This window comes from Mesorhizobium sp. WSM4814, from assembly GCF_055811595.1.
In genome coordinates, this window is sequence record NZ_JBVVQT010000002.1 from 351104 (window position 1) to 371652 (window position 20549).

Below are 20549 nucleotides of genomic sequence, written 5' to 3' on the forward strand. Positions count from 1 at the left end.
GTGCTGTTGGTGCCAAGCTGGAACACCCCTCATCCGACCGAGCTTCGCTCGGCCACCTTCTCCCACAAGGGGGAGAAGGGAGAAGGCGCCCCGCAGGGCGCTATTCCTTCACCGCTCCGGTCATCGAGGAAACGTAGTGCTCGACGAAGAACGAATAGAGCACCACCACCGGCAGCGAGCCGATCAGGGCTCCGGCCATCAGCGCTCCCCACTCGTAGACGTCGGAGCGGACAAGCTCCGTCAGCACCCCGACCGGCACAGTCTTGTTTTCGGACGACTGGATGAACGTCAGCGCATAGATGAATTCGTTCCATGACAGGGTGAATGCGAAGATGCCGGCGGAAATCAGGCCGGGCACCGACAGCGGCAGCACGATCTTCATGAGGATCTGCCAGCGGCTCGCCCCGTCGATGAGCGCGCATTCCTCCAGTTCGAACGGGATCGAACGGAAGTAACCCATCAGCAGCCAAGTGCAGAAAGGCACCAGGAAGGTCGGGTAGGTGAGGATGAGCGCGAACGGGGTGTCGTAAAGCCCAAGGTTGAACACCATCACCGACAGCGGGATGAACAGGATCGACGGCGGCACGAGATAGGCGAGGAAGATCGCCAGCCCGACCTGCCGCGCCCCGGAAAACCGCAGCCGTTCGATCGCATAGGCCGCGAACACCGCAGCCAGCAGCGACAGGAACGTGGCGGCGGTGGAGATGATGATCGTGTTGAGCAGCCAGCCCGGATAGGACGTATCGAACAAGAGATAGCGGATGTGCTCGAAGGTCGGATGCACGACCCATAATGGATTGAAATTGGCGTAGTCGGTCATCTCGAGGTTGGGTTTGATCGCCGTGATCGTCATCCAGTAGAACGGGAACAACAGCACGATGACGAACACCAGCAACGGCAGATAGACCGTCACCACGCGCCGCGGCAGGCTCTGAAGGTAGCCCATGCCGCCTTCGTCGAGTTCCGGACGTTTCGTTTTTTTGATCGTGGCCATGTCAGTCTCCGCCGCCTTGCTGCCATTTGCGGCGTTGCAAGCCGAAATAGCTGAACAGGATCGCCGCAAGCAGGAACGGGATCATGGCGACCGCGATGGCGGCGCCCTCGCCAAGCTGGCCTCCCGAAATGCCGCGCTGAAACGACAATGTCGCCATCAAATGGGTGGCATTGACCGGTCCGCCGCGGGTCAGCACATAGATCAGCTGGAAATCGGTGAAGGTGAACAGCACCGAAAACGTCATGGTGATGGCGATGATCGGCGTCAGCAGCGGCAGCGTCACAAAACGGAACAATTGCCAGCGACTGGCGCCGTCGAGCGTGGCGGCCTCGTAGAGCGACTGGGGTATGGTCTGCAAGCCGGCCAGCAGCGTGATCGCCACGAACGGAATGCCGCGCCAGACATTGGCGGCGATGACCGAAGCGCGCGCGTTCACAGGATCGCCGAGGAAATTGATGCGATGGTCGATCAGGCCCATTTCCATAAGTGCCCAGGACAGGATCGAGAACTGCGAATCGTAGATCCACCAGAAGGCGATTGCCGACAGCACCGTCGGCACCACCCACGGCAGCAGCACGATCGCGCGGAAGAACGATTTGAAGGGAAGGTTCTGATTGAGGATAAGCGCCAGCCAGAGGCCGAGCGCGAACTTCAGGATCGACGCGCTTATCGTGTAGAGCAAGGTGTTGAATACGGAGAGCCAGAAGACGGCGTCATCCGACAGATATTGGTAGTTTTCGATGCCTATGAAAATACCGGGGCGGCCGATGCGGGCATCGGTGAAGCCGAGCCAGATGCCGAGCCCGAGCGGATAGGTGAGGAAGACCAGCAGCAGCGCTGCCGCCGGCAGCATGAAGCCGAAGCCAAGCGCGTTCCGGCTGTCGGCCAGGAGCGACAGGCTCCGCGACAGGATCGACGGACGCGGCTGAACGGCAGCGGACGACACGGCCATGGGACGGCTCCTCATACGGTCTGCTGGCATGGTGGCCTGAGAGGCCGCCACGCGATTTCAGGACCAGACCGGGCAGCGCGGTCGCGCCTGCCCGGCTCGGCTGCGATCAAACGCGGTAGTAGCGGTTGGCGCGTTTCTCCGCCTCTTCCACCGCCTCCTGCGGCGTCGCCTGGCCCGTCACCGCCTTGGCGAACATGTCGACCAGCACATAGTCGGCCATGGTCGCAGCCGAGGCGTAGCCGAGCGGCCCGGCATAGCCATTGGGACGCAGCGTCGCCGAGGCCTTGGCGTAAGCGGCATTGTTCGGGTCGGCCGTCCACACCGGATTGTTGTCGAAGGCCTTGAGTGTCTGGCAGCAATAGCCGGCCGAGGAGGTGATCCATTCCGCCATTTGCTGTTCCTCGAACATGAACTGCAGATAGGCTTTTGCCGCATTGGGATAGGGCGTGTAGTCGAAGATCACCGCCGTGGTCACCTGGAACAGCTCGACCGATTTCCCGACAGGGCCGATCGGCAGGCTGGTCGTGCGCATGTCCTTGGCGATTTCAGCCAGTTTCGGATCATTGTCCTTGTTGGTCTTGGCCGTGTTATACACGGAAATGCCGTTGGCGATGACGCCCAGTTCGCCGGCCAGGAAGGCGCGGTTGTTGTTCACGTCGAGCCAGCTTTCGGTGCCGGGGATGAAGGTCTTGTAGAGTTCCTGGGCGTATTCGATCGCCTTGAGCGTCTCGGGGCTGTTGATCGTCACCTTTCCGCTCTCGTCGACCATCTGGCCGCCATGGCTCCACAGCAGCCAGTGAGCATAGTTGTTGCCGTCGCCGACGCCATGGCCGTGTGTGAAACCGGCCGGATGGCCCTTCGCCTGCAAGGCCTTGCAAAGCTCGAGGAAGCCCGCCGTGTCCTTCGGAAATTCCGAGAAGCCAGCCTCCTTCACCCAGCTTTCCCGATAGACGATGGCATTGCCGATGGTGGCCAGGGGCAGGCCGAGGAATTTTCCCTCCCGCGTCGCATACTGCTTTGGTCCGTCGTGCCAGCCGCCATATTTCGTGCCGAGATACTCACCCAGTTCCGACACGTCGTGCAACTTGTCGGGGTACTGGTGCGGGTCGTCGAACCAGACCAGCATCAGATCTGGGCCGGAGCCGACATTGGCGGCAACCGCCGCCTTGGGGCGAATGTCCTCCCAGCTTTCCTTGTCGACACGGACCTCGACGCCGGTCGCCTCGGTGAACCGCTTGGTGTTGGCCAGCCATTGGTCTTCATCGCCCTGAACGAACGGCGACCAGCGCAGCATGCGCAGCTTTGCGCCGTCTTCGGGCTTGTACGTCAACCCCTCCTGGGCAAAGGCGGAAGAGCCGACGAAGCGGCTTCCCAAGGCTCCCGCCGCCACGCCGGCAGTCGTGCGGATCACGTCACGTCTGGTGAATTTCATGCTCGTTTCCTCCTGTTTATTGTCTTGCCTTATGGTTCCTACTGCCGGGCGCGCAGTTCGAAGCGCTGCCCGGTTTCGCCATGAAAGAGATGGATGAGGCCCGGCTCGGCCGTGAGCCGTACGGTCTCGCCCGGCGTGAAGGAATGGCGCTCGCGGAAATTGGCGACGATCTCGTCACCGCCGGCCGTCCGGCCGATGAGCTGCACTTCCGACCCGGTCGGCTCGACCACCACGACGGTGACGGGAATGCCATCGTCCTGGGATAGCCGCAGATGCTCGGGGCGTATCCCCAGCACCACCTGCTCGCCACTGCCGGTCGACGGCACTGCGGCCAGCGGCAGGGAAATCCCCCCGGAGCCGCGAAAAGACGGTGAGCCGCCGTCGACAGCGATTTCGCCCCTCAGCATGTTCATGGCGGGCGAGCCGATAAAGCTGGCGACAAAAAGGTTGTTGGGCCGGTCGTAGAGTTCCAATGGCGGCCCGATCTGCTCGACGATGCCGTCATGCATGACGACGATCTTGTCGGCCATGGTCATGGCCTCGATCTGGTCGTGGGTGACATAGACCGTCGTGGTCTTCAGGCGCTGGTGCAGTTCCTTGATCTCGGCGCGCATCTGCACCCTGAGCTTGGCGTCGAGATTGGAAAGCGGCTCGTCGAACAGGAAGACCGCCGGATCGCGCACGATCGCCCGGCCCATGGCGACGCGCTGGCGCTGGCCGCCGGAAAGCTGCCTGGGATAGCGCTCCAGCAATGGCACCAGCCCCAGGATTTCGGCGGCGCGCTTGACGCTGGCAGCGCTTTCGGCTTTCGCAACACCCTTGAGCATCAGCGAGAACGCCATGTTCTCGGCGACGGTCATGTGCGGGTAGAGCGCGTAGTTCTGGAACACCATGGCGACGTCGCGTTCTTTTGGCGCAACGTTGTTGACGACGCGCTCGCCAATCGCGATCTGGCCGCGCGAAATCTTTTCCAGGCCGGCGATCATCCTGAGAAGGGTCGATTTTCCGCAGCCCGACGGCCCGACCAGCGTGACGAACTCGCCATCCTCTATATCGACGCTGACACCGTGGAGAATCTCGACGGTTCCGAATGATTTGTAGACATCGCCAATCGCGACAGACGCCATCGATTTCCTCCCGAATGCTTCCTGCGACGTCTTCGAAGGAAACCGCTTTCCTGACTGGCCGCGGCAGTTCCCAAAGCTCCTCCCTGGTCACGCGCGATGATGAAACGGTAGCGCTACCAGACTGCCCTGTAAAGCGGCTGCGTGGCAAGCACGCTTCTTCGCCGCGCCTGATCGTGTTTGTCCCCAATGGGATTGGAGTTCGCCATATCCAGGGTCGCAGCAGGAGAATGATTTGCCCAGCCCCAGCCCTTGAAACCGGAGGTGCGAGAAGCCATCAGCTACGACACCAGCCTAATCGGAAACTTCGGTTTGCGGCCGGTCGCGGCCGTCGGCGAGTTCATCGTGCCATTTGCCTTCGGCGTCCTCGTACTGGATGCCGTCGGTGGTGCCGGCGACCTGCTGTTCGGCCGAAGCGATCTCGGCGGCGCGCAGCGCATCCTCGTGCGTAGGGAACGTCTCCGAAAATGTCTCGCCGACCTTATAGGCCCAGCCCCCGTCATGCTCGACGATCTTGTAGGTCAGCTTTGCCATGAAATCCTCCAGTGGAAAAAGCTCAGGTTGCTCAATGCAGTTTGCCTTGAGGCAGTTCGCCTTGGGGCAATCTCTCGTCGGGAACCAGCACGTCCGATTCCTTGGCGGCCTCGACCAATGCCCGGCGCGCATCCGCCGTCGAACGATAACCTTCCAGCACTTTTAGGCAAGTGTCGAGAGCATCGCGATGCCGCGGGCCGCGATTGAGCGGCCAGACGGTCATCAGGCACTCCGCAGCTTCCTGGGTGCTGCGGATCTCACGGTATTTGCCGACATGGCCAAGTTCGACCACGACCGGCTTTTCAAAAGGCTTGCTGTCCATCATCGCCGGCAACGCGGAGCCGCCGATTTGGTTGCACGCCCCTCGGCGTGCGTAATGTCTCGGGGGGTAGCGGCCGTTGCGGCGGCAGCCCCGCAATCGGGCCGGTCAGCCGGCCGCCTTCATCCAGTGCTGCATCGTCGTCACCGAGCGGGCAAGCTGCGGCGCCGGCTGGATTTTTTCGCCGAAGGTGGCGGCGGCGCGCCATGCCCAGCGCGGATCGGCGAGGAAGGCGCGGGCCAGGGCAACCATGTCGGCACGGCCCTCGGCAACGATCGCCTCGGCCTGCTTCGGATCGTCGATCAGGCCGACGGCCCGTGTCGGGATTCCGGCGCCGTTGCGAACGGCTTCCGCCAGATGCACCTGGTAGCCGCGACCTGCCGGCAGCTTCTGCAGGGGCGAATTGCCGCCGCTCGAGCAGCAAAGATAGGCGACATCAGCCGATTTCAGCGCCTTGGCCACTTCGATTGCGTCGGCGACGTCGAAGCCGCCATCGACCCATTCCTTGACCGACAGACGCGCCCCGAGCATCAGCCCGGGCACTGCCTTTCTCACCGCCTTGGCGATCTCGACGACAAAACGCATTCGGTTTTCCAGCGAGCCGCCCCAGCGGTCGGTGCGCTGGTTGGAAAGCGGCGACAGGAACTGGAAGATCAGATAGCCGTGCGCGGCGTGCAATTCGATGAAATCGAAGCCGGCACGTTCGGCCCGCCTTGCCGCCTCGGCGAAGCGTTCGATGATCTGCAGGATCTCCTCATCCTCCAGCGCCCGCGGCACCTGCCAGCCCGTGTCGTAGGCGATTGCCGAGGCCGACACGATCGGCCACGGGTCCTGATCGGCGTTCAGCGGCCCGCCGCCTTCCCAAGGTTTCTGGTTGGAGGCCTTGCGGCCGGCATGGGCAAGCTGCGTGCCGAACCTGGTGCCGGGAGCGGCAACGCGCCTGGCCGCATCGAGCGCGCGCCGGGCGGCCGCCTCGTTGTCGTCGGAATAAAGGCCGAGGCAGCCATGCGAGATGCGGCCGCGCCGCTCGACGTCGGTCATCTCGACGGTGACCATGCCGGCCCCGGACATCGCCAGGTTCATCCAGTGATACAGGTGCCAGTCGCTGGCCGAGCCGTCTTCGGCGGAATACTGGCACATCGGCGCCACCGCAATGCGGTTGGGAAAGGTGAGGCCGTCAAGCGTGATCGGCTGGAAAAGGGAAGGGGTCATCAGGAAACTCCGGGGAGGGGCTGTCGCTATTTAGGCAATGGTTTGCGCCTGCGCCATACACGAGGCGGTGAAGCGCTGCCCGTCTGCCCCTGCCGGGCACCTCAAACGTTCCGCAGCAGGCACCGTCGGCCAAGCTGCTGTCGGGATTGCGCGAGGGCCCGATCACCGCTACGCCTCGCCGGCAACACGGAGTTCACCATGGAAGACCGCATTCGCATCCGTTCGGAGGAAGTCCTTTCCGACGACTGGGCAGTCCTGAAAAAGACCGTCCTCGATTATCGCCGGCGCGACGGGCAGTGGGAGACGCAGATCCGCCAGACTTACGATCGCGGCGACGGTGCGGTGATCCTGCCTTACGACCCGGAGCGCTCGACGGTTCTGCTGGTGCGGCAGTTCCGCTACGCGGCCTACGCCACCGGCCACCGCGAGCCGCTGATCGAGGCCTGCGCCGGCCTGCTCGATGAACACGATCCCGAAACCTGCATCCGCAAGGAGGCGGAAGAGGAACTCGGCTATAGGCTGAAGGACGTCGAACGGCTGTTTTCGCCCTTCATGAGCCCCGGCAGCGTGACCGAGCGGCTCTGGTTTTTCGTCGCCCGCTATTCGCCGACCGACCGCATCTCCGATGGCGGCGGCGCGCCGGACGAAGGCGAAGACATCGAGGTTTTGGAAATGCCGCTCGACGAGGCGCTGGCCGGCATCCACGACGGCAGCATCATCGACGCCAAGACCATCATCCTGATCCAGCATCTGAAGCTGAACCCGATCCGGGTGTGATCCAAGCCGGAACCTGCATGCGCCAGCGCGGTGGCGCCGGCGTTGCTGGTGCGGACGACGGGAATCGAACCCCGAACAGAGATCGAGGGATTTTAAGTCCGAGGTGAGGTGGTGCGAGCGACGGGGATCGAACCCGTAAGCCATTGTAGTGGCGGCAGATTTTAAGTCTGCTGAGTTTACCAGTTTCTCCACGCTCGCTGGCACAGTTGGCCTGTTTGGCACAGCCGGGTCACTGTGTCACGAAGGTTTCTCAGCAGGATTGGCACGGGCAAACTTGGTGCGCTGCTGCGGTGCAGAACCTTTTAATGGCGGAGCGAGGCGCCCCCCTCTGTCCTGCCGGATGTCCGGCAGGACAGAGGGGGGCGCGAAGGATCGCTACGGAGCGCGTTTATTCTGAGCCGTTGCATTCTTCGGCGGATGTCACGGAATGGATCCCAGGGTCTGCGCCGCGTCGCTAGGATGACGAAGGCGCGGCGGCTTTCGGCCAATCGCAGACGTTGGAGAATTGGCGGCTGCAGGCCGGTCAGCAGCGACGGGCCATCCACTGATTCAAACTTGATCAAAATCATCCCGGAACCATTTCGGAGCGGCTGAGTTTCGGGCTAAAGCTACTGGAACCCCTGACATGGCAGAGTTTGACACAGGACAAGGGAAGTCTGTTGCCAACGCGGTACGGCAATTGCTGCGTTCCAAAGACTATCGCCGGCACTTGCACGGCGTGCTGAATCTTGCCGTCGACCCACGACTGCCCAGCACCTTTGTCCCATTACTTGAGGCGCTTGATCAGGCCGGGCGGGAACCGTTTTCGCATTCCCGGAGCCCAAACGAGCGATAACCGAGAAAACGCGCTGACTTCTCCTGTACCCGCTATTTTCTCCACCCATGACTCAACGCTATGACATTGAGAAGACACCTGAAGGCACATGGGACATCATCGATGTGTTCACGGGACTGCCGGTTGTCGAGGTCGGCGTCCCGTTGATCGACATGCCGATCGAAGAGGCCGACGATCTGGTCGAGCTTCTCAACTGCCGCGACAGGGAACTGCGGGGCGATACTTGAGCGCCCGATTTCCTGATCGAAACTCCCGAACGTCAATTCAAAGAAAGATCCGCTAACGGAATCGCCTTCCGTTGAGGCATTTTGTTGTGGATGGCATCGTGTGCTGCTGCTCGGTCTTCACCTCTCGTTGCCCCGACCCTCCGGAGTAGGCGCCGTCGGCGAAGCTGTCGATCTCCCCCCTTGCGGGGGAGATGCCTGGCAAGGCAGAGGGGGGTGCTGTCCCTCCGACTTCTCAAGACCTAAGCCTAAGCTGCCTCGCCCACCGCTTCGTGGGAGAGGAACCCAAGCTGGTATAGGCCGCGATCCTGCCCACCCCCCTCTGTCCTGCCGGACATCTCCCCCGCAAGGGGGGGAGATCGGATGTCGCTTCGGATTTCGCCAATCACCAGCGCAGGAACGATAAGGCGCGGCCCAAACGACCCGCATTCGAGGCGGGTTTTATTTCAGGCGTAGCCGCACACGACCCACAAGTTCCCCGCTGGTCAAAATCCGCGCGGCTTGGCACAGTCGGGAAAACAGGAGTCTCCTCATGGCGAAGACCGCGCGTGCGACGAAACCAAAACCCTGGGCCGAGGCGGCGACGCATCTGGTCGACGTCGCCATGGGCAGGAGGCCCGCCGATCTCGTCATCCGCAACGGGCGCTGGGTCAACGTTCATTCCGGCGAGATCATCGCCGGCACCGACATTGCCATTGCCGGAGGCCGTTTCGCCTATTGCGGGCCGAATGCCGGCCATGCCATCGGCCAGGGCACCAAGGTGGTCGACGCCGGCGGGCGCTATCTGGTGCCGGGCCTTTGCGACGCGCACATGCATGTCGAGAGCGGCATGGTGACGGTGACGGAGTTTTGCCGCGCGGTCATCCCGCATGGCACCACCTCGATGTTCATCGACCCGCACGAGATCGCCAATGTGCTCGGCCTGCCGGGTGTGCGGCTGATGCATGACGAGGCCGTCGCCATGCCGATCAACGTGCTTGTGCAGATGCCGTCATGCGTGCCTTCCGCACCTGGGCTGGAGCATGCCGGCTGCGAGCTTACGGTCGCCGATGTGGCCGAGGCGATGGCGTGGGAAAACATCATCGGACTTGGCGAGGTGATGAACTTTCCCGGTGTCGCTGCCAACGATCCGGTGATGGCCGGCGAGATCGCCGCGACGGTGAGGGCGGGCAAGACCGTCGGCGGTCATTATGCCTCGCGCGATCTCGGCCTGCCGTTCCACGGCTATGTCGCCGGCGGCCCCGAGGACGACCACGAAGGCACGCGCGCCGAGGACGCCATCGCTCGCGTCCGCCAGGGCATGAAGGCAATGCTGAGGCTGGGCTCGGCATGGTACGACGTCGCCTCGCAGATCAAGGCGGTGACGGAGAGCGGGCTCGATCCGCGCAATTTCATCCTGTGCACCGACGACAGCCATTCCGGGACGCTCGTCCATGAAGGCCATATGGACCGGGTGGTCCGCCACGCCATCGGCCAGGGGGTGAAGCCGGTGACCGCGATCCAGATGGCGACGCTCAACACCGCCCAGCATTTCAGGCTGGAGCGCGAACTGGGGTCGATCGCGCCGGGGCGGCTCGCCGATCTGCTGATCGTTTCCGATCTGGCCGCAATGACCATCGACGAGGTCTATGGCCGCGGCGTCAGGCTGGCCAAGGGCGGCAAGCTCGACATCGACATTCCGGCCTATGACTATCCGAAGACGGCAAAGAACACCGTCAAGCTCGGCAAGAAGCTCAAACCGGGGGATTTCGACATCGTGGCGCCCATCGGCGCCAACGAGGTTCGGGTGCGGGTCATCGGTGTGATCGAAAACCAGGCGCCGACGCGGGCGCTCGAGGCCGACCTTCCGGTGGAGGACGGGCTGGTCGCCATGGACCGTCGCAACGACGTCTGCCAGATCGCGCTGGTCGAGCGCCACCGCGGCACGGGCGGCGTCACCAACGCCTTCGTCTCCGGCTTCGGCTATATGAGCGACTGCGCCATGGCCTCCAGCGTGGCGCATGATGCGCACCACATCATCGTCGTCGGCACCTCCAAGCAGGACATGGCATTGGCGGTCAACCGGCTGGGCGAGGTCGGTGGCGGCGTCGTGCTGTTCTCCAGGGGCAAGGAACTGGCGCTGGTCGAAATGCCGATCGCCGGCCTGATGTCGGACGAGCGCGCCGAAATCGTCGCCGCCAAGGCCGACAAGCTGACCGAGGCAATGCGCCAGATGGGCTGTTCGCTGAACAACGCCTATATGCAGCACTCGCTGCTGGCGCTGGTCGTCATCCCGGAACTGAGGATTTCCGATGTCGGCCTGATCGACGTGACGACATTCCAGAAAGTCGACCTGTTCGTCTGACAACGACCAAGGGCGTGTCCACTCCTCATCCGCCGGTGGCGATGGTCAGCACCTTGAACGGCGTGGTGATGACGATCTCGGCGACGGAGCCGACGGCCTTGCCGATGCCCTGGCCGAGATTGTCGATCGGCCGCGCCGGATCGACCTCGTCTGATGCCAGGCCGGCCGGGGCGCGCAGCCGGTCGCCGAGCAGTTGCACCAGGAACGGGTTGTCGGCGAATTTGGCGTGGTTCAGGCGGTCGCCGCCTTTGGTCTTGCTCAGGTCGACCACCGACACGCCATAGCTGGCGAGGTCGGCCGCGTCGCCATAGTCGCCGACGCGCGGCTTGTCGCCGGAGATCAGCGAGGACAGCCTCAGGGCGCGATCGTCGCCCGAAAGCAGGATGGCGAAAGGCTTGTCGGGCTTGCCGTAACGGATCATCTGCTTCTTGAATACATCGACATCGATGTCGGGCGAGGCCAGGATGACATAGCCGAGCTTGTCGCCGAGATCACGGTCGCCGGTGATGGCAAGCTGGCGCAGCGCCTCCATCGTCACCCAGGTGCCCATCGAGTGAGCGATGATGTCGATGCTCTTGGCCTTGGTCTTGGCCAGCATCCGCAACGTCTCTTCGAGATCGTCGCGCGCCGCGTTGGCGCTTTCCTTGTCGTAGATATAGCCCGTGGTCTTGCCGCTCGACGCCCATGAGAACAGCACCGGCGTGCCGGAGTATTTGGTGTCGTGCGCGATCTGCGTCAGCCGGTAGATGCCGTCGTCGAAACCGTTGTTGAAGCCGTGCACGAAAACCAGAGCGCGGTCGCCGCGCATGGCGATGTCGGCGCCGACCGCCTTGGCGAATTGCGGGGCGCCTTCGTAGAATTCGACCTCGGTTGCCGTGAAGTCCTTCGCCGGGTTGCTGTTGGCGGAGCCCCTGACCCGCTCGATGGCGCCGACCTGATGGGTTTTCGGGACGGTGACTTCGACACTGGCAAAACTGGTGGTCGGTGATCGGTCACCGTCGAACACCTGCCGCGGGTCCTTCGTCGCCTTTTTTCGGGTGGTGGCGACGAAGATCTCATGCGTGGCGGCGATGTCGGAGGCAGGCACCGTCACGGTCGTCGTGTTGAGAAGGTCGTGTGTCTTGCGGCCGGCGCAGCCGGTCACGGCGAGCGCAAACGCTACGACGAGAAAAGTCTTCGAACGCACCTCACTGCCCGAGCAGGCTGATGCGGTCGGTCACCTCGCGGTCGCTGGCAAATCCGTCATCCTCGCGCAGCCGCTGGCCGATCATCTTCACCAGCTCGGGGTTGTCGGCAAATTTGGTGTGGTTGAAGCGATCCGATCCCTTGACGCTTGAGAGATCGACGACGCTCACGCCATAGTCGGCGAGGTCGGCGGCGTCCTTGTAATCGCCGACGCGCGGCCGCGAGCCGGCGATCAGGCCGGAGAGCCGCAGCGCCCGGTCGTCGTCGGACAGCAGAAGGATGAATGGCTTGTTCGGCTTGCCGTAGCGGCGCATCTGGCTCTTGAACACGTCGACATCGATGTCGGGCGAGGCCAGCACGACGTCGCCGAGCTTGCCGCTGAGATCGCGGTCGCCATTGATGGCGAGCTGGCGCAGCGCTTCCATGGTAACCCAGGTCCCCAGCGAATGGGCGACGATGTCGATGCGCCGCGCGCCGGTCTGCGAGAGCATTCTCAGCGTCACTTCCAGTTGGTCGCGGGCGGCACTGGCGCTTTCCCTGTCATAGACATAGTCCCGGGTCTTGGCGCCCGAGGCCCAGGAAAACAGCACCGGCGTGCCCGGGTAGCCGGAATCATGCGCGATCTGGGTGACGCGGTAGACGGCGGCGTCGAAGCCGGTGTTGTAGCCATGGACGAAAAGCATGACGCGGCCGCCGCGCGCGGCGATGTCGGCACTGAGCGCGTTGGAGAATTTCGGCGCGGTGTCGTAGCCGACGACGTCGGAGGCCATGAAATATTTGGCCGGGTCGTTCGACTTGCCGCGTGAGCGCCGCTCGATCTGACCGGCTTCGTGGGTCCCCGGCACGGTGACGTTGACGCGGGCATAGTTCAGCGTGGCCGAGCGCTCGCGGTCGAAAACCTTGCTGGGATCGTCGGAGCGCTTGCGCGTCGTGGCGATGAAGATGCTGTGGTTGCCGGCGATATCGGTCACCGGCGCCGACACCATGGCGCTGCCGAGCAGTTCCTCGGTCTGCCGGCCGCCACAGCCGGCAACGAGCAAGGCAAGGACAAGAATACAAATCTTCTTCAACTCTAGAATTCCACTCCGGCCGAAAGGCTTGATCCAACCTCCGCGACCCCTCCCGGACAGCCGAAGTGCGGCAGAAGTAAGTCGTTTCCCGCCGAAATGCGCTCAGCGGCTTGCGACAGTCATCGCACTGTTGCGCGAAAGCCAGAACGATTGCCCTGATCAAACACGTACGGCGTGTGCTAGCTTCGCCAACACCACAGACGATCCGGGTAATTTTTTCGATGACCAGTTTCTCTTCCCGCGTCGCGGTCGCCGCTGCCGCAATCCGCCAGATCTTCCCGGAAACACCGCTGCAGGAAAACGATTATCTGTCGAAGAAGACCGGCGCGCGCGTGCTGCTGAAGCGCGAGGATCTGTCGCCGGTGCGCTCCTACAAGATCAGGGGCGCCTTCAATTTCTTCCGCAAGTCGCTCGCCGCAGGCAACGATGCCGAGCTGTTCGTCTGCGCGTCCGCCGGCAACCATGCCCAGGGCTTTGCCTTCGTCTGCCGTCATTTCGGCAAGCGAGGCGTGGTGTTCATGCCGGTGACGACGCCGCAGCAGAAGATCGACAAGACGCGGCTGTTCGGCGGCGAATTCGTCGAGATCAGGCTGGTCGGCGACTTTTTCGACGACTGCTACCGCGCCGCCTCCGAATTCACCGAAAGCGCCGGCGCGCACATGGTGCCGCCATTCGACCACAAGGACATCATCGAGGGGCAGGCGACGGTCGCCTACGAGATATCAGGCCAGATGCCGGGCGCGCGCATGCCAGACATCATCATGCTGCCGGTCGGCGGCGGCGGTCTGGCAGCGGGTGTGACGCATTATTTCGCCGACCAGCGCCGCGACACGCGCTTCGTCTTCTGCGAGCCGGCCGGCGCGCCTAGCCTGCGCGAGAGCCTCGCCACCGGCAAGCGGATCAAGCTTGCCAGGGTCGACAATTTCGTCGATGGCGCGGCGGTGGCCGAGATCGGCCGCGAGCCGTTGCGGCATCTCAGGGACTTTGCCACCGAGGCCGTGCGGCTGATCCCGGAAAACCGGCTCTGCGCGACCATGATCGAGATGCTGAACGTCGAAGGCGTGGTGCTGGAGCCGGCCGGCGCATTGGCGATCGACGCGCTGAAGGATTTTTCGAAGAAGGAAATCAGGGGCAAGACCATCGTCGCGGTGGTTTCGGGCGGCAATTTCGACTTCGAGCGGCTGCCGGACGTGAAGGAAAGGGCGCTGCGTTTCGAGGGGCTGAAAAAGTATTTCATCATCCGCTTTCCGCAGCGGCCGGGCGCGCTGCGCGACTTCCTCGAATTGCTCGGTCCCGACGATGACATTGCCCGCTTCGAATATCTGAAGAAATCGGCGCGCAATTTCGGCTCGGTGCTGATCGGCATCGAAACCAAGGACCGCCGCAATTTCGAGCTGCTCAACGCCAATTTCGAGGCTGAGGGCGTCCAGTATCAGGACATCACCGACAACGAGACGCTGGCCGGGTTCATCATATGAGCGCCCAGGCGAAGATTTTCGTTGCGCTGTTTTCCGGCATCAATGTCGGCGGCAGCCGCATCGTCAAGATGGCGGACTTGCGGTCGTTCTTCGAGGAACTCGGCTTTGGCGACGTCGCCAGCTATATGCAGAGCGGCAATGTCGTGTTCCGTTCGGCAAAGGGCGACGCGGCCACGCTGGCCAAACAGATGGAAACGGCCTTCGAGAAGAAATGGGGATTTCACTCGCGCATCATGGTGCGCGATCTCGGCTGGTTCGAGCGGCTGGTGGCGGAAAATCCCTATCCAGAAGTCGCCGGGGAGCCGACGAAGCTTCACGCCTATGTGCTGGAGCGCCCGCCGACCGCCGACGAGGTCGCGCGGCTGGCCGAAAAAAGCACCGGGCCCGAACGGTTCGAGATCAGGGGCGACGTGCTTTACCTGCATGCACCGGAAGGCCTCGGCAAATCGGTATTTGCCAACCTCATCCCGCGCACGCTGAAAGTGCCCGCCACCGCGCGCAACTGGCGCACGGTGCTGATGCTGCTGGCGATGGCCGGCCGCAATGGCGGAGCCTAGTCGCCTACGCTGCCGAAGCCTTTCTCCAATCGAAGGTCAGCTCTTCGCGGAAAGCGAAGCGTTTGATGTGGTCGGCGACGACCGTCTCCAGCCGCTCCAGCGAGCCGGCTTCGTCGGCGGCCACCGCGATATGCAGCGCTGCCGGGTCGGCATCGAGAACCGTGCGGCCCAGTGAGAGATCGATCGTGCCGTGGTTCGGATCGAACGCGACGGGAAACTTGTGCGCCCAGTGCTTGCAGAGCTCCTGCAGATAGCGGCTCGCATGTTCAGTGACGACAGTGGCATGGCTGGTCGGCATGAATGGATTCTTCCCTAATGTCGCTGGTTACCAGCTTCCAGTGTTCGGCATCGACGCCCAGGGCTCGGCCTTGGCCTTGGCCGGGCCTTTCTGCAAAAGCTCGATCGAGATGCCGTCCGGCGATTTGACGAAGGCCATGTTGCCGTCGCGCGGCGGCCGGTTGATGGTGACGCCCTTGTCCATCAGCTGCTGGCAGGTGGCGTAGATGTCGTCGACCTCGTAGGCGAGGTGGCCGAAATTGCGGCCGCCCTTGTAGTCTTCCGGATCCCAATTGTAGGTGAGCTCGATCAGCGGCGCCTTGTCGGTGATGCCGCTTTGCTCGTCTTCGTCCGCTGCAAGGAAGATCAGCGTGTAGCGCCCCTGTTCGTTTTCGTGGCGGCGCACTTCCTTGAGGCCAAGCTTGTTGCAGTAGAACTCGAGCGAGGCATCGATGTCGGCGACACGGACCATGGTGTGGAGGTAGCGCATGTGATTTTCCTCGAAATGTTGCTTTGCGGCGGAACATAGGGGCCACCCGGCCAAAGGGCAATTCCCGATAGCCGCTCCTGCCGGCAAACAACAAATCCGGTATTCCCGCAATGAACCGTGAAAAAACGCAGCTCAGGTCTTGCACACACCGGAAACGGAAGTGTTAATCTAACGTCAAGAATCAGTTGCGGTATTCTTGGAAAAAGGGGGGCGTTGTTATGGGGGAAAAAGCCTCTTTCATGGGGCGGGACGGAACCGGTCACGACGCCTTGCAAAGAGACGAGAGCGGCGACACGGCCGGTCTTGTCGAGATTGCTGGCGCTATCAAATGGTTCGACGTGGCCAAGGGTTACGGTTTCATTCTTCCCGATGACGGCTCTTCCGGCGATATTCTCCTCCATGTGACATGTCTTCGAAAAGACGGTTTCCAGACCGCCTTGGAAGGTGCGCGCGTCGTCTGCCTGGTCAAGCAAGGTGAGCGCGGATTGCAGGCGTTCCGCGTGCTCTCCATGGATCTCACCACGGCGACCCATCCGGCGGAGATGCAGGAGCAGCGCACCCACGTCTCGGTGACGCCGGAAAGCGGCCTCGAACGGGCGCTGGTGAAATGGTTCAACCGCACCAAGGGGTTCGGTTTCCTGACCCGGGGCGAGGGCACCGAGGACATTTTCGTCCACATGGAGACGCTGCGCCGTTACGGCATTACCGAGCTCAGGCCGGGGCAGGTCGTGTTGGTCCGCTTCGGGCGCGGCGACAAAGGCCTTATGGCTGCCGAAATTCACCCGGATATGGGGACCTTGCCCGTCTCGCACTAAAGTCCCACCTCGATCGAATCGGGACGCGACCTAGTGCTTTCCGCTTGACCATGATCTTTTTCGAACCGTAGGTTCGCGATCATGGTCCAGGTGGTTTGAGATTCAGGTCAGGCCGCGCCGAAAATGGTGGATTCCGAGAACCGGAGCGGAGCGTACTTTTGGGTACGTGAGCACCGGAAGCACAGGAAACCGCCGTTTGCAGGCCGACCTCACCTGAATTTCAACCTACCTAGGACGATGGCCGAGGAGTCTGAATGACTTACAGGAACTGGCTGACAACGGGCGTAGTCTGCGCCGCGATCGCCTTTGTCATCGCCACAGGCGCTTTCTTCCATTCGCAGCAACCGGCTTCGGCAGACAGCCGGGCGATGATCCTTGCCGTCGACCCGCAGCCGCTGGTCGCGGTGACGAACGGCGGCGAACGCTCATTCTCCGTCGAAATCGCCGACACCTCCGCCGAGCGCGAGGCTGGCCTGATGTTTCGCCAAGAGATGGCCGATGACCATGGCATGCTGTTCGTGTTCGAGGAGGCTCGGGATGTCAGCTTCTGGATGAAGAACACGCCGATGCCGCTCGACCTGATCTTTGTCGGTCAGGACGGCAGGATCCGGGCGATCAAGCAAGGCGAGCCGCAATCCGAGGCGATGATCTCGCCCGGCGAGCCGGTTCGCTTCGTGCTCGAGCTCAAGGCGGGCACCGCCGCCAGGAGCGGCATCGAGGACGGCGACCTGTTGCGTCACCCGGCAATCGGCACTGCGCGCAACTGAACGCGCAGGATCCATCGCAGATGCAGTTTTTTTCCCATGACGGTTTTGACCTTGCCTTCCTCGACCGCCAGCCGGCATCGGGGCAGGGCGATCCGGTGCTCATGATCCACGGCTTTGCCTCGACCCAATACGTCAACTGGGTGTCGCCCGGCTGGTTCAAGGCGCTGAACGATGCCGGCTACCGCGCCATCGCCTTCGACAATCGCGGCCACGGCGCCTCGTCGAAGAGCTATCAGGAGGCAGACTATACGCCGGCAAAAATGGCTTCCGACGGGGCAGCGTTGCTGAACCACCTCGGCATCGAACGCGCCCATGTCATGGGCTACTCGATGGGCGCGCGGATTTCCGCGTTCCTCGCGCTTTCCGCCCCGGATAAGGTGGCGACGCTGGTCTTCGGCGGTCTCGGCGTCGGCATGGTCGACGGCGTCGGCGACTGGGATCCGATCGCCGCCGCGCTTCTGGCCGACGACCCTGATAGCACCAGCCATCCGCGCGGCCGCTCGTTTCGCGCCTTCGCCGACCAGACCCGCAGCGACCGCCGGGCGCTGGCCGCCTGCATTGCCACCTCGCGGGAATTGCTGGCCGAGGCCGACATTGCGCGCATTGCCCAGCCGACGTTGATTGCCGTCGGCACCAGGGACGATATCGGCGGTTCGGCCGACGAACTGGCCGCCTTGATGCCGAACGCCAGGGCCTTCCATATCGAGGGCCGCGACCACATGCTGGCCGTCGGCGACAAGTCCTTCAAGCAGCGGGTGCTGGAGTTTTATGCCGAAAATCCGCTGTGAGTAGTAGGTGCGCCTCTCCCTTCTCCCCTTGTGGGAGAAGGTGTCGCCGAAGGCGACGGATGAGGGGTGTTCCAGCTCGACACCGACAGCGCTCCGGCCAGCACCCCTCATCCGTCTTGGCGCTGCGCGCCAATCCACCTTCTCCCACAAGGGAAGAAGGAAGAAGCCAGGTCATCCCCCGAGCGCTTCGAGCGAACGCGCCATGTTTTGCCGAGCCTGAGCCTCGAACCGCTGCCGGAACTCCTCGGTGTGGAAGATGTGCGGGCGCGCGAGGAAGCCCTTCAGGACAGCACTGCGGCCGGCGCGCCACATCGGCTCTTCCACCCAGCCATATTCGCGGCGAACCGCCTGTTCATAGGCGTCGAACGCATCAGGCGGCGCCCCCAGGATCGCCAGGTCCATGTCGAGGAAAAGCGCTGCGTCGCGGGCGGCATTCTCGTCGGCAAACTGCGGCAACTCATGCGTGGCGGTGGCCGATATCATCGCGGTGATGCGGCCAAGGCGCTGCGCATCGGTGCGGCCGGCGAGCTTTTTCTCGGCAAGGGCGGCACTCTTCGCCTCGTTGTCCTTGGCCCGGCTGTCATAGATGGCGTCGTGGAACCAGATCGCCGCCTCGACCGCCTCGGGATCGTGCAACGATGCCCGATAGTGGCCGGCCAGCGCCAGCATCGCCTCGATATGGGCAAGGCTGTGATAGTGGCGGCCTTCGGCCTCATAGAACGCGGAAAGCTCGCGCTTCAGCGGCTCGTCGATCAAGGCTTGGTTTTCCATGGCCGCTTGAATTTCCGTGAACCAAATCCATTTGACGATGCACTAAAGAAAATTGAGTTCAACCGTGCTATGATCTGGCTTATAGAGCATGTCGCGCAAATGTGCGCAGCGGTTTTGGTGCCAAGCCGGAGACATTAGGCCGGAGACCATTGATGAACAGCGTTACGATTGCCCGCCCGACCATGGTGAAGCCGATCGACCCGATCTGGCGCTCGATCCGCGACGAAGCGATGGAGGCGGTCAACCGCGATCCGCTGCTGGCGGCGTTCCTCTATTCGACCATCCTCAACCAGGAAAGCCTGGAGGAGGCGGTCATCCATCGGTTGGCCGAGCGGCTCGCCCATCAGGATATCGGTTCCGATCTCATCCGCCAGACATTCAAGGCGATGGCAGCCGACGACAACGATTGGGCGTCGACGGTGCGTGTCGACATTCAGGCCTATTACGACCGCGATCCGGCCTGCGACCGCTTCATCATGCCGGTGCTCTATTTCAAGGGTTTTCATGCCATCCAGACGCACCGGCTGGCGCATTGGCTGTGGAACCAGGGCCGCCAGGATTTCGCTCTCTACCTGCAGAGCCGGTCGTCCTCGGTGTTCCAGACCGACATCAACCCGGCCGCCCGCATCGGCAAGGGCATCTTCCTCGACCACGCCACCGGCCTCGTCGTCGGCCAGACGGCGGTGATCGAGGACGACGTGTCGATCCTGCACGGCGTGACGCTGGGCGGCACCGGCAAGGCCGGCGGCGACCGCCATCCAAAAATCCGCTACGGCGTGCTGATCGGCGCCGGCGCCAAAATCCTCGGCAACATCGAAGTCGGCCATTGCTCCAAGATCGCGGCAGGCTCGGTAGTGCTGTCGCCGGTGCCGCACAACAAGACGGTTGCCGGCGTGCCGGCCCGCGTCGTCGGTGAGACCGGCTGCGACCGGCCCTCGCGGCAGATGGACCAGCTTTTGCCGTCGCAGTCGATGGACCACGTCGTCAGCTTCGATATCTGAACGCTCGGGCAGGGCCCGTTGCAAAGGCGTCTTTCTCCCCGTCACTATACGGGCAGAAATGCCCGGCAGGGCAATGAGGGGCAGCGCAAACCTCTAGCGATTGCCCCGGTTCTCTCGCAGGCTTGCCTTTACATCGCCATTGTCGACGTGCCAGAAGCGCGCTCAAACGAGCAAGACCGACGATCGGAGAAGACTTTTGAAGCCGGACGAAATCAGAAAGCTGGACGCCTATTTCAAGCGCGTCTTCCAGAACCCCAAGCTTGAAGTGAAGGCGCGGCCGCGCAAGGACGATTCGGCCGAGGTCTACGTCGGCGACGAATTCCTCGGCATCGTCTTCAAGGACGAGGACGACGGCGACTATAATTTCTCGATGGCGATCCTCGACATCGACCTCGCCTGAGCCGGGAGGCGATCGGTGCCGGCCGACCTTGAGCAAGCTTCCTCGCCGCACCCTCTTCTTCAACGTTGGCGATTGGCGAAAGAAGAACGAATAGCCAATCTCCCCCCTTGAGGGGGCAGAGGGGGGTGCTGTCCCGCCGACGTCGCGCAAATTTCTGCGCTGCTGCGCGATCAAAAGTCCCTGAGCAGATTCTCGCACGGTTCG

Annotated in this window: 22 protein-coding genes and 1 tRNA gene; 10 read left to right on the forward strand and 13 right to left on the reverse strand. The window is 62.9% G+C overall.

Translation table 11 applies throughout. From position 1 onward, the window contains the following. Positions 1–100: 100 nt before the first annotated feature. The 7 genes from AC0L2V_RS04970 to AC0L2V_RS05000 form a co-directional block, all read right to left on the reverse strand. Complete coding sequence (locus tag AC0L2V_RS04970) at positions 101–994, reverse strand: carbohydrate ABC transporter permease (protein WP_091591324.1); 894 nt, start codon at positions 992–994, stop codon at positions 101–103. Position 995: 1 nt separating this feature from the next. Beyond that, entirely contained in the window at positions 996–1847 is an 852-nt protein-coding gene (locus tag AC0L2V_RS04975) for a carbohydrate ABC transporter permease (protein WP_413468443.1), read from the reverse strand. Positions 1848–2052: 205 nt separating this feature from the next. After that, complete coding sequence (locus AC0L2V_RS04980; RefSeq protein WP_023798200.1) at positions 2053–3378, reverse strand: ABC transporter substrate-binding protein; 1326 nt, start codon at positions 3376–3378, stop codon at positions 2053–2055. A gap of 38 nt (positions 3379–3416) precedes the next feature. After that, complete coding sequence (locus AC0L2V_RS04985) at positions 3417–4505, reverse strand: ABC transporter ATP-binding protein (RefSeq protein ID WP_091591319.1); 1089 nt, start codon at positions 4503–4505, stop codon at positions 3417–3419. A 291-nt stretch (positions 4506–4796) separates the two neighbouring features. Further along, the gene (locus AC0L2V_RS04990; RefSeq protein WP_023798198.1) at positions 4797–5036 is read right to left on the reverse strand and encodes a DUF2188 domain-containing protein; all 240 of its coding nucleotides are present in this window, start codon (positions 5034–5036) and stop codon (positions 4797–4799) included. Positions 5037–5067: 31 nt separating this feature from the next. Beyond that, positions 5068–5361, reverse strand: a complete 294-nt coding sequence (locus tag AC0L2V_RS04995) for a DUF982 domain-containing protein (RefSeq protein ID WP_473519596.1) — start codon at positions 5359–5361, stop codon at positions 5068–5070. 102 nt (positions 5362–5463) lie between these two features. Then, positions 5464–6567 (reverse strand): NADH:flavin oxidoreductase/NADH oxidase, encoded by a 1104-nt coding sequence (locus AC0L2V_RS05000; RefSeq protein WP_473519597.1) that lies wholly within the window; start codon positions 6565–6567, stop codon positions 5464–5466. A 198-nt stretch (positions 6568–6765) separates the two neighbouring features. Here AC0L2V_RS05000 and AC0L2V_RS05005 point away from each other — a divergent pair, with 198 nt between their 5' ends. After that, on the forward strand, positions 6766–7344 hold the full coding sequence (locus AC0L2V_RS05005) for an NUDIX domain-containing protein (RefSeq protein ID WP_287057529.1): 579 nt from the start codon (positions 6766–6768) through the stop codon (positions 7342–7344). Positions 7345–7453: 109 nt separating this feature from the next. Here the strand turns inward: AC0L2V_RS05005 and AC0L2V_RS05010 are convergent. Beyond that, positions 7454–7542, reverse strand: a tRNA-Leu gene (locus AC0L2V_RS05010). A gap of 684 nt (positions 7543–8226) precedes the next feature. On the opposite strand from AC0L2V_RS05010, the gene AC0L2V_RS05015 reads away from it, so the two are divergent. Beyond that, positions 8227–8406, forward strand: coding sequence for a hypothetical protein (locus AC0L2V_RS05015; protein ID WP_473519598.1), 180 nt, complete (start codon positions 8227–8229; stop codon positions 8404–8406). A gap of 529 nt (positions 8407–8935) precedes the next feature. After that, a complete protein-coding gene (gene ade / locus AC0L2V_RS05020) occupies positions 8936–10747 on the forward strand; it encodes an adenine deaminase (protein ID WP_473519599.1) in 1812 nt (603 codons plus the stop codon). Positions 10748–10772: 25 nt separating this feature from the next. On the opposite strand, the gene AC0L2V_RS05025 is transcribed toward ade, so the two are convergent. Next, positions 10773–11933, reverse strand: a complete 1161-nt coding sequence (locus AC0L2V_RS05025; protein WP_287342223.1) for an alpha/beta hydrolase — start codon at positions 11931–11933, stop codon at positions 10773–10775. Between the two features lies 1 nt (position 11934). Next, complete coding sequence (locus AC0L2V_RS05030; RefSeq protein WP_023798191.1) at positions 11935–13002, reverse strand: alpha/beta hydrolase; 1068 nt, start codon at positions 13000–13002, stop codon at positions 11935–11937. A 221-nt stretch (positions 13003–13223) separates the two neighbouring features. Between AC0L2V_RS05030 and ilvA the strand changes: the two genes are divergently transcribed. Together ilvA and AC0L2V_RS05040 are read left to right on the forward strand one after the other, a co-directional pair. After that, positions 13224–14480: a threonine ammonia-lyase IlvA gene (gene ilvA, locus AC0L2V_RS05035; RefSeq protein ID WP_023798190.1), complete on the forward strand. Its 1257-nt coding sequence runs from the start codon at positions 13224–13226 to the stop codon at positions 14478–14480. Continuing rightward, positions 14477–15037: a DUF1697 domain-containing protein gene (locus tag AC0L2V_RS05040; RefSeq protein ID WP_473519600.1), complete on the forward strand. Its 561-nt coding sequence runs from the start codon at positions 14477–14479 to the stop codon at positions 15035–15037. Before ilvA ends, AC0L2V_RS05040 begins: the two co-directional genes overlap by 4 nt. 4 nt (positions 15038–15041) lie before the next feature. On the opposite strand, the gene AC0L2V_RS05045 is transcribed toward AC0L2V_RS05040, so the two are convergent. Continuing rightward, positions 15042–15335 carry a DUF2218 domain-containing protein gene (locus AC0L2V_RS05045; protein ID WP_473519601.1) on the reverse strand — a complete coding sequence of 98 codons (294 nt, stop codon included), beginning with the start codon at positions 15333–15335 and terminating at the stop codon, positions 15042–15044. A gap of 27 nt (positions 15336–15362) precedes the next feature. Next, positions 15363–15803 carry a lactoylglutathione lyase gene (gloA, locus tag AC0L2V_RS05050; RefSeq protein ID WP_091591288.1) on the reverse strand — a complete coding sequence of 147 codons (441 nt, stop codon included), beginning with the start codon at positions 15801–15803 and terminating at the stop codon, positions 15363–15365. Between the two features lie 239 nt (positions 15804–16042). Between gloA and AC0L2V_RS05055 the strand changes: the two genes are divergently transcribed. The 3 genes from AC0L2V_RS05055 (at position 16043) to AC0L2V_RS05065 (ending at position 18173) form a co-directional block, all read left to right on the forward strand. Further along, a complete protein-coding gene (locus tag AC0L2V_RS05055) occupies positions 16043–16618 on the forward strand; it encodes a cold-shock protein (protein WP_329608822.1) in 576 nt (191 codons plus the stop codon). A 254-nt stretch (positions 16619–16872) separates the two neighbouring features. Then, positions 16873–17385 (forward strand): DUF192 domain-containing protein, encoded by a 513-nt coding sequence (locus AC0L2V_RS05060; protein WP_473507566.1) that lies wholly within the window; start codon positions 16873–16875, stop codon positions 17383–17385. 20 nt (positions 17386–17405) lie between these two features. Further along, the gene (locus AC0L2V_RS05065; protein ID WP_473519602.1) at positions 17406–18173 is read left to right on the forward strand and encodes an alpha/beta fold hydrolase; all 768 of its coding nucleotides are present in this window, start codon (positions 17406–17408) and stop codon (positions 18171–18173) included. Positions 18174–18344: 171 nt separating this feature from the next. On the opposite strand, the gene AC0L2V_RS05070 is transcribed toward AC0L2V_RS05065, so the two are convergent. Beyond that, positions 18345–18944, reverse strand: a complete 600-nt coding sequence (locus AC0L2V_RS05070) for an HD domain-containing protein (RefSeq protein WP_473519603.1) — start codon at positions 18942–18944, stop codon at positions 18345–18347. Positions 18945–19096: 152 nt separating this feature from the next. Between AC0L2V_RS05070 and cysE the strand changes: the two genes are divergently transcribed. Continuing rightward, on the forward strand, positions 19097–19945 hold the full coding sequence (gene cysE / locus AC0L2V_RS05075; RefSeq protein WP_287263391.1) for a serine O-acetyltransferase: 849 nt from the start codon (positions 19097–19099) through the stop codon (positions 19943–19945). A 196-nt stretch (positions 19946–20141) separates the two neighbouring features. Further along, positions 20142–20345 (forward strand): DUF3126 family protein, encoded by a 204-nt coding sequence (locus tag AC0L2V_RS05080; RefSeq protein WP_013531334.1) that lies wholly within the window; start codon positions 20142–20144, stop codon positions 20343–20345. Positions 20346–20549 lie beyond the last annotated feature (204 nt).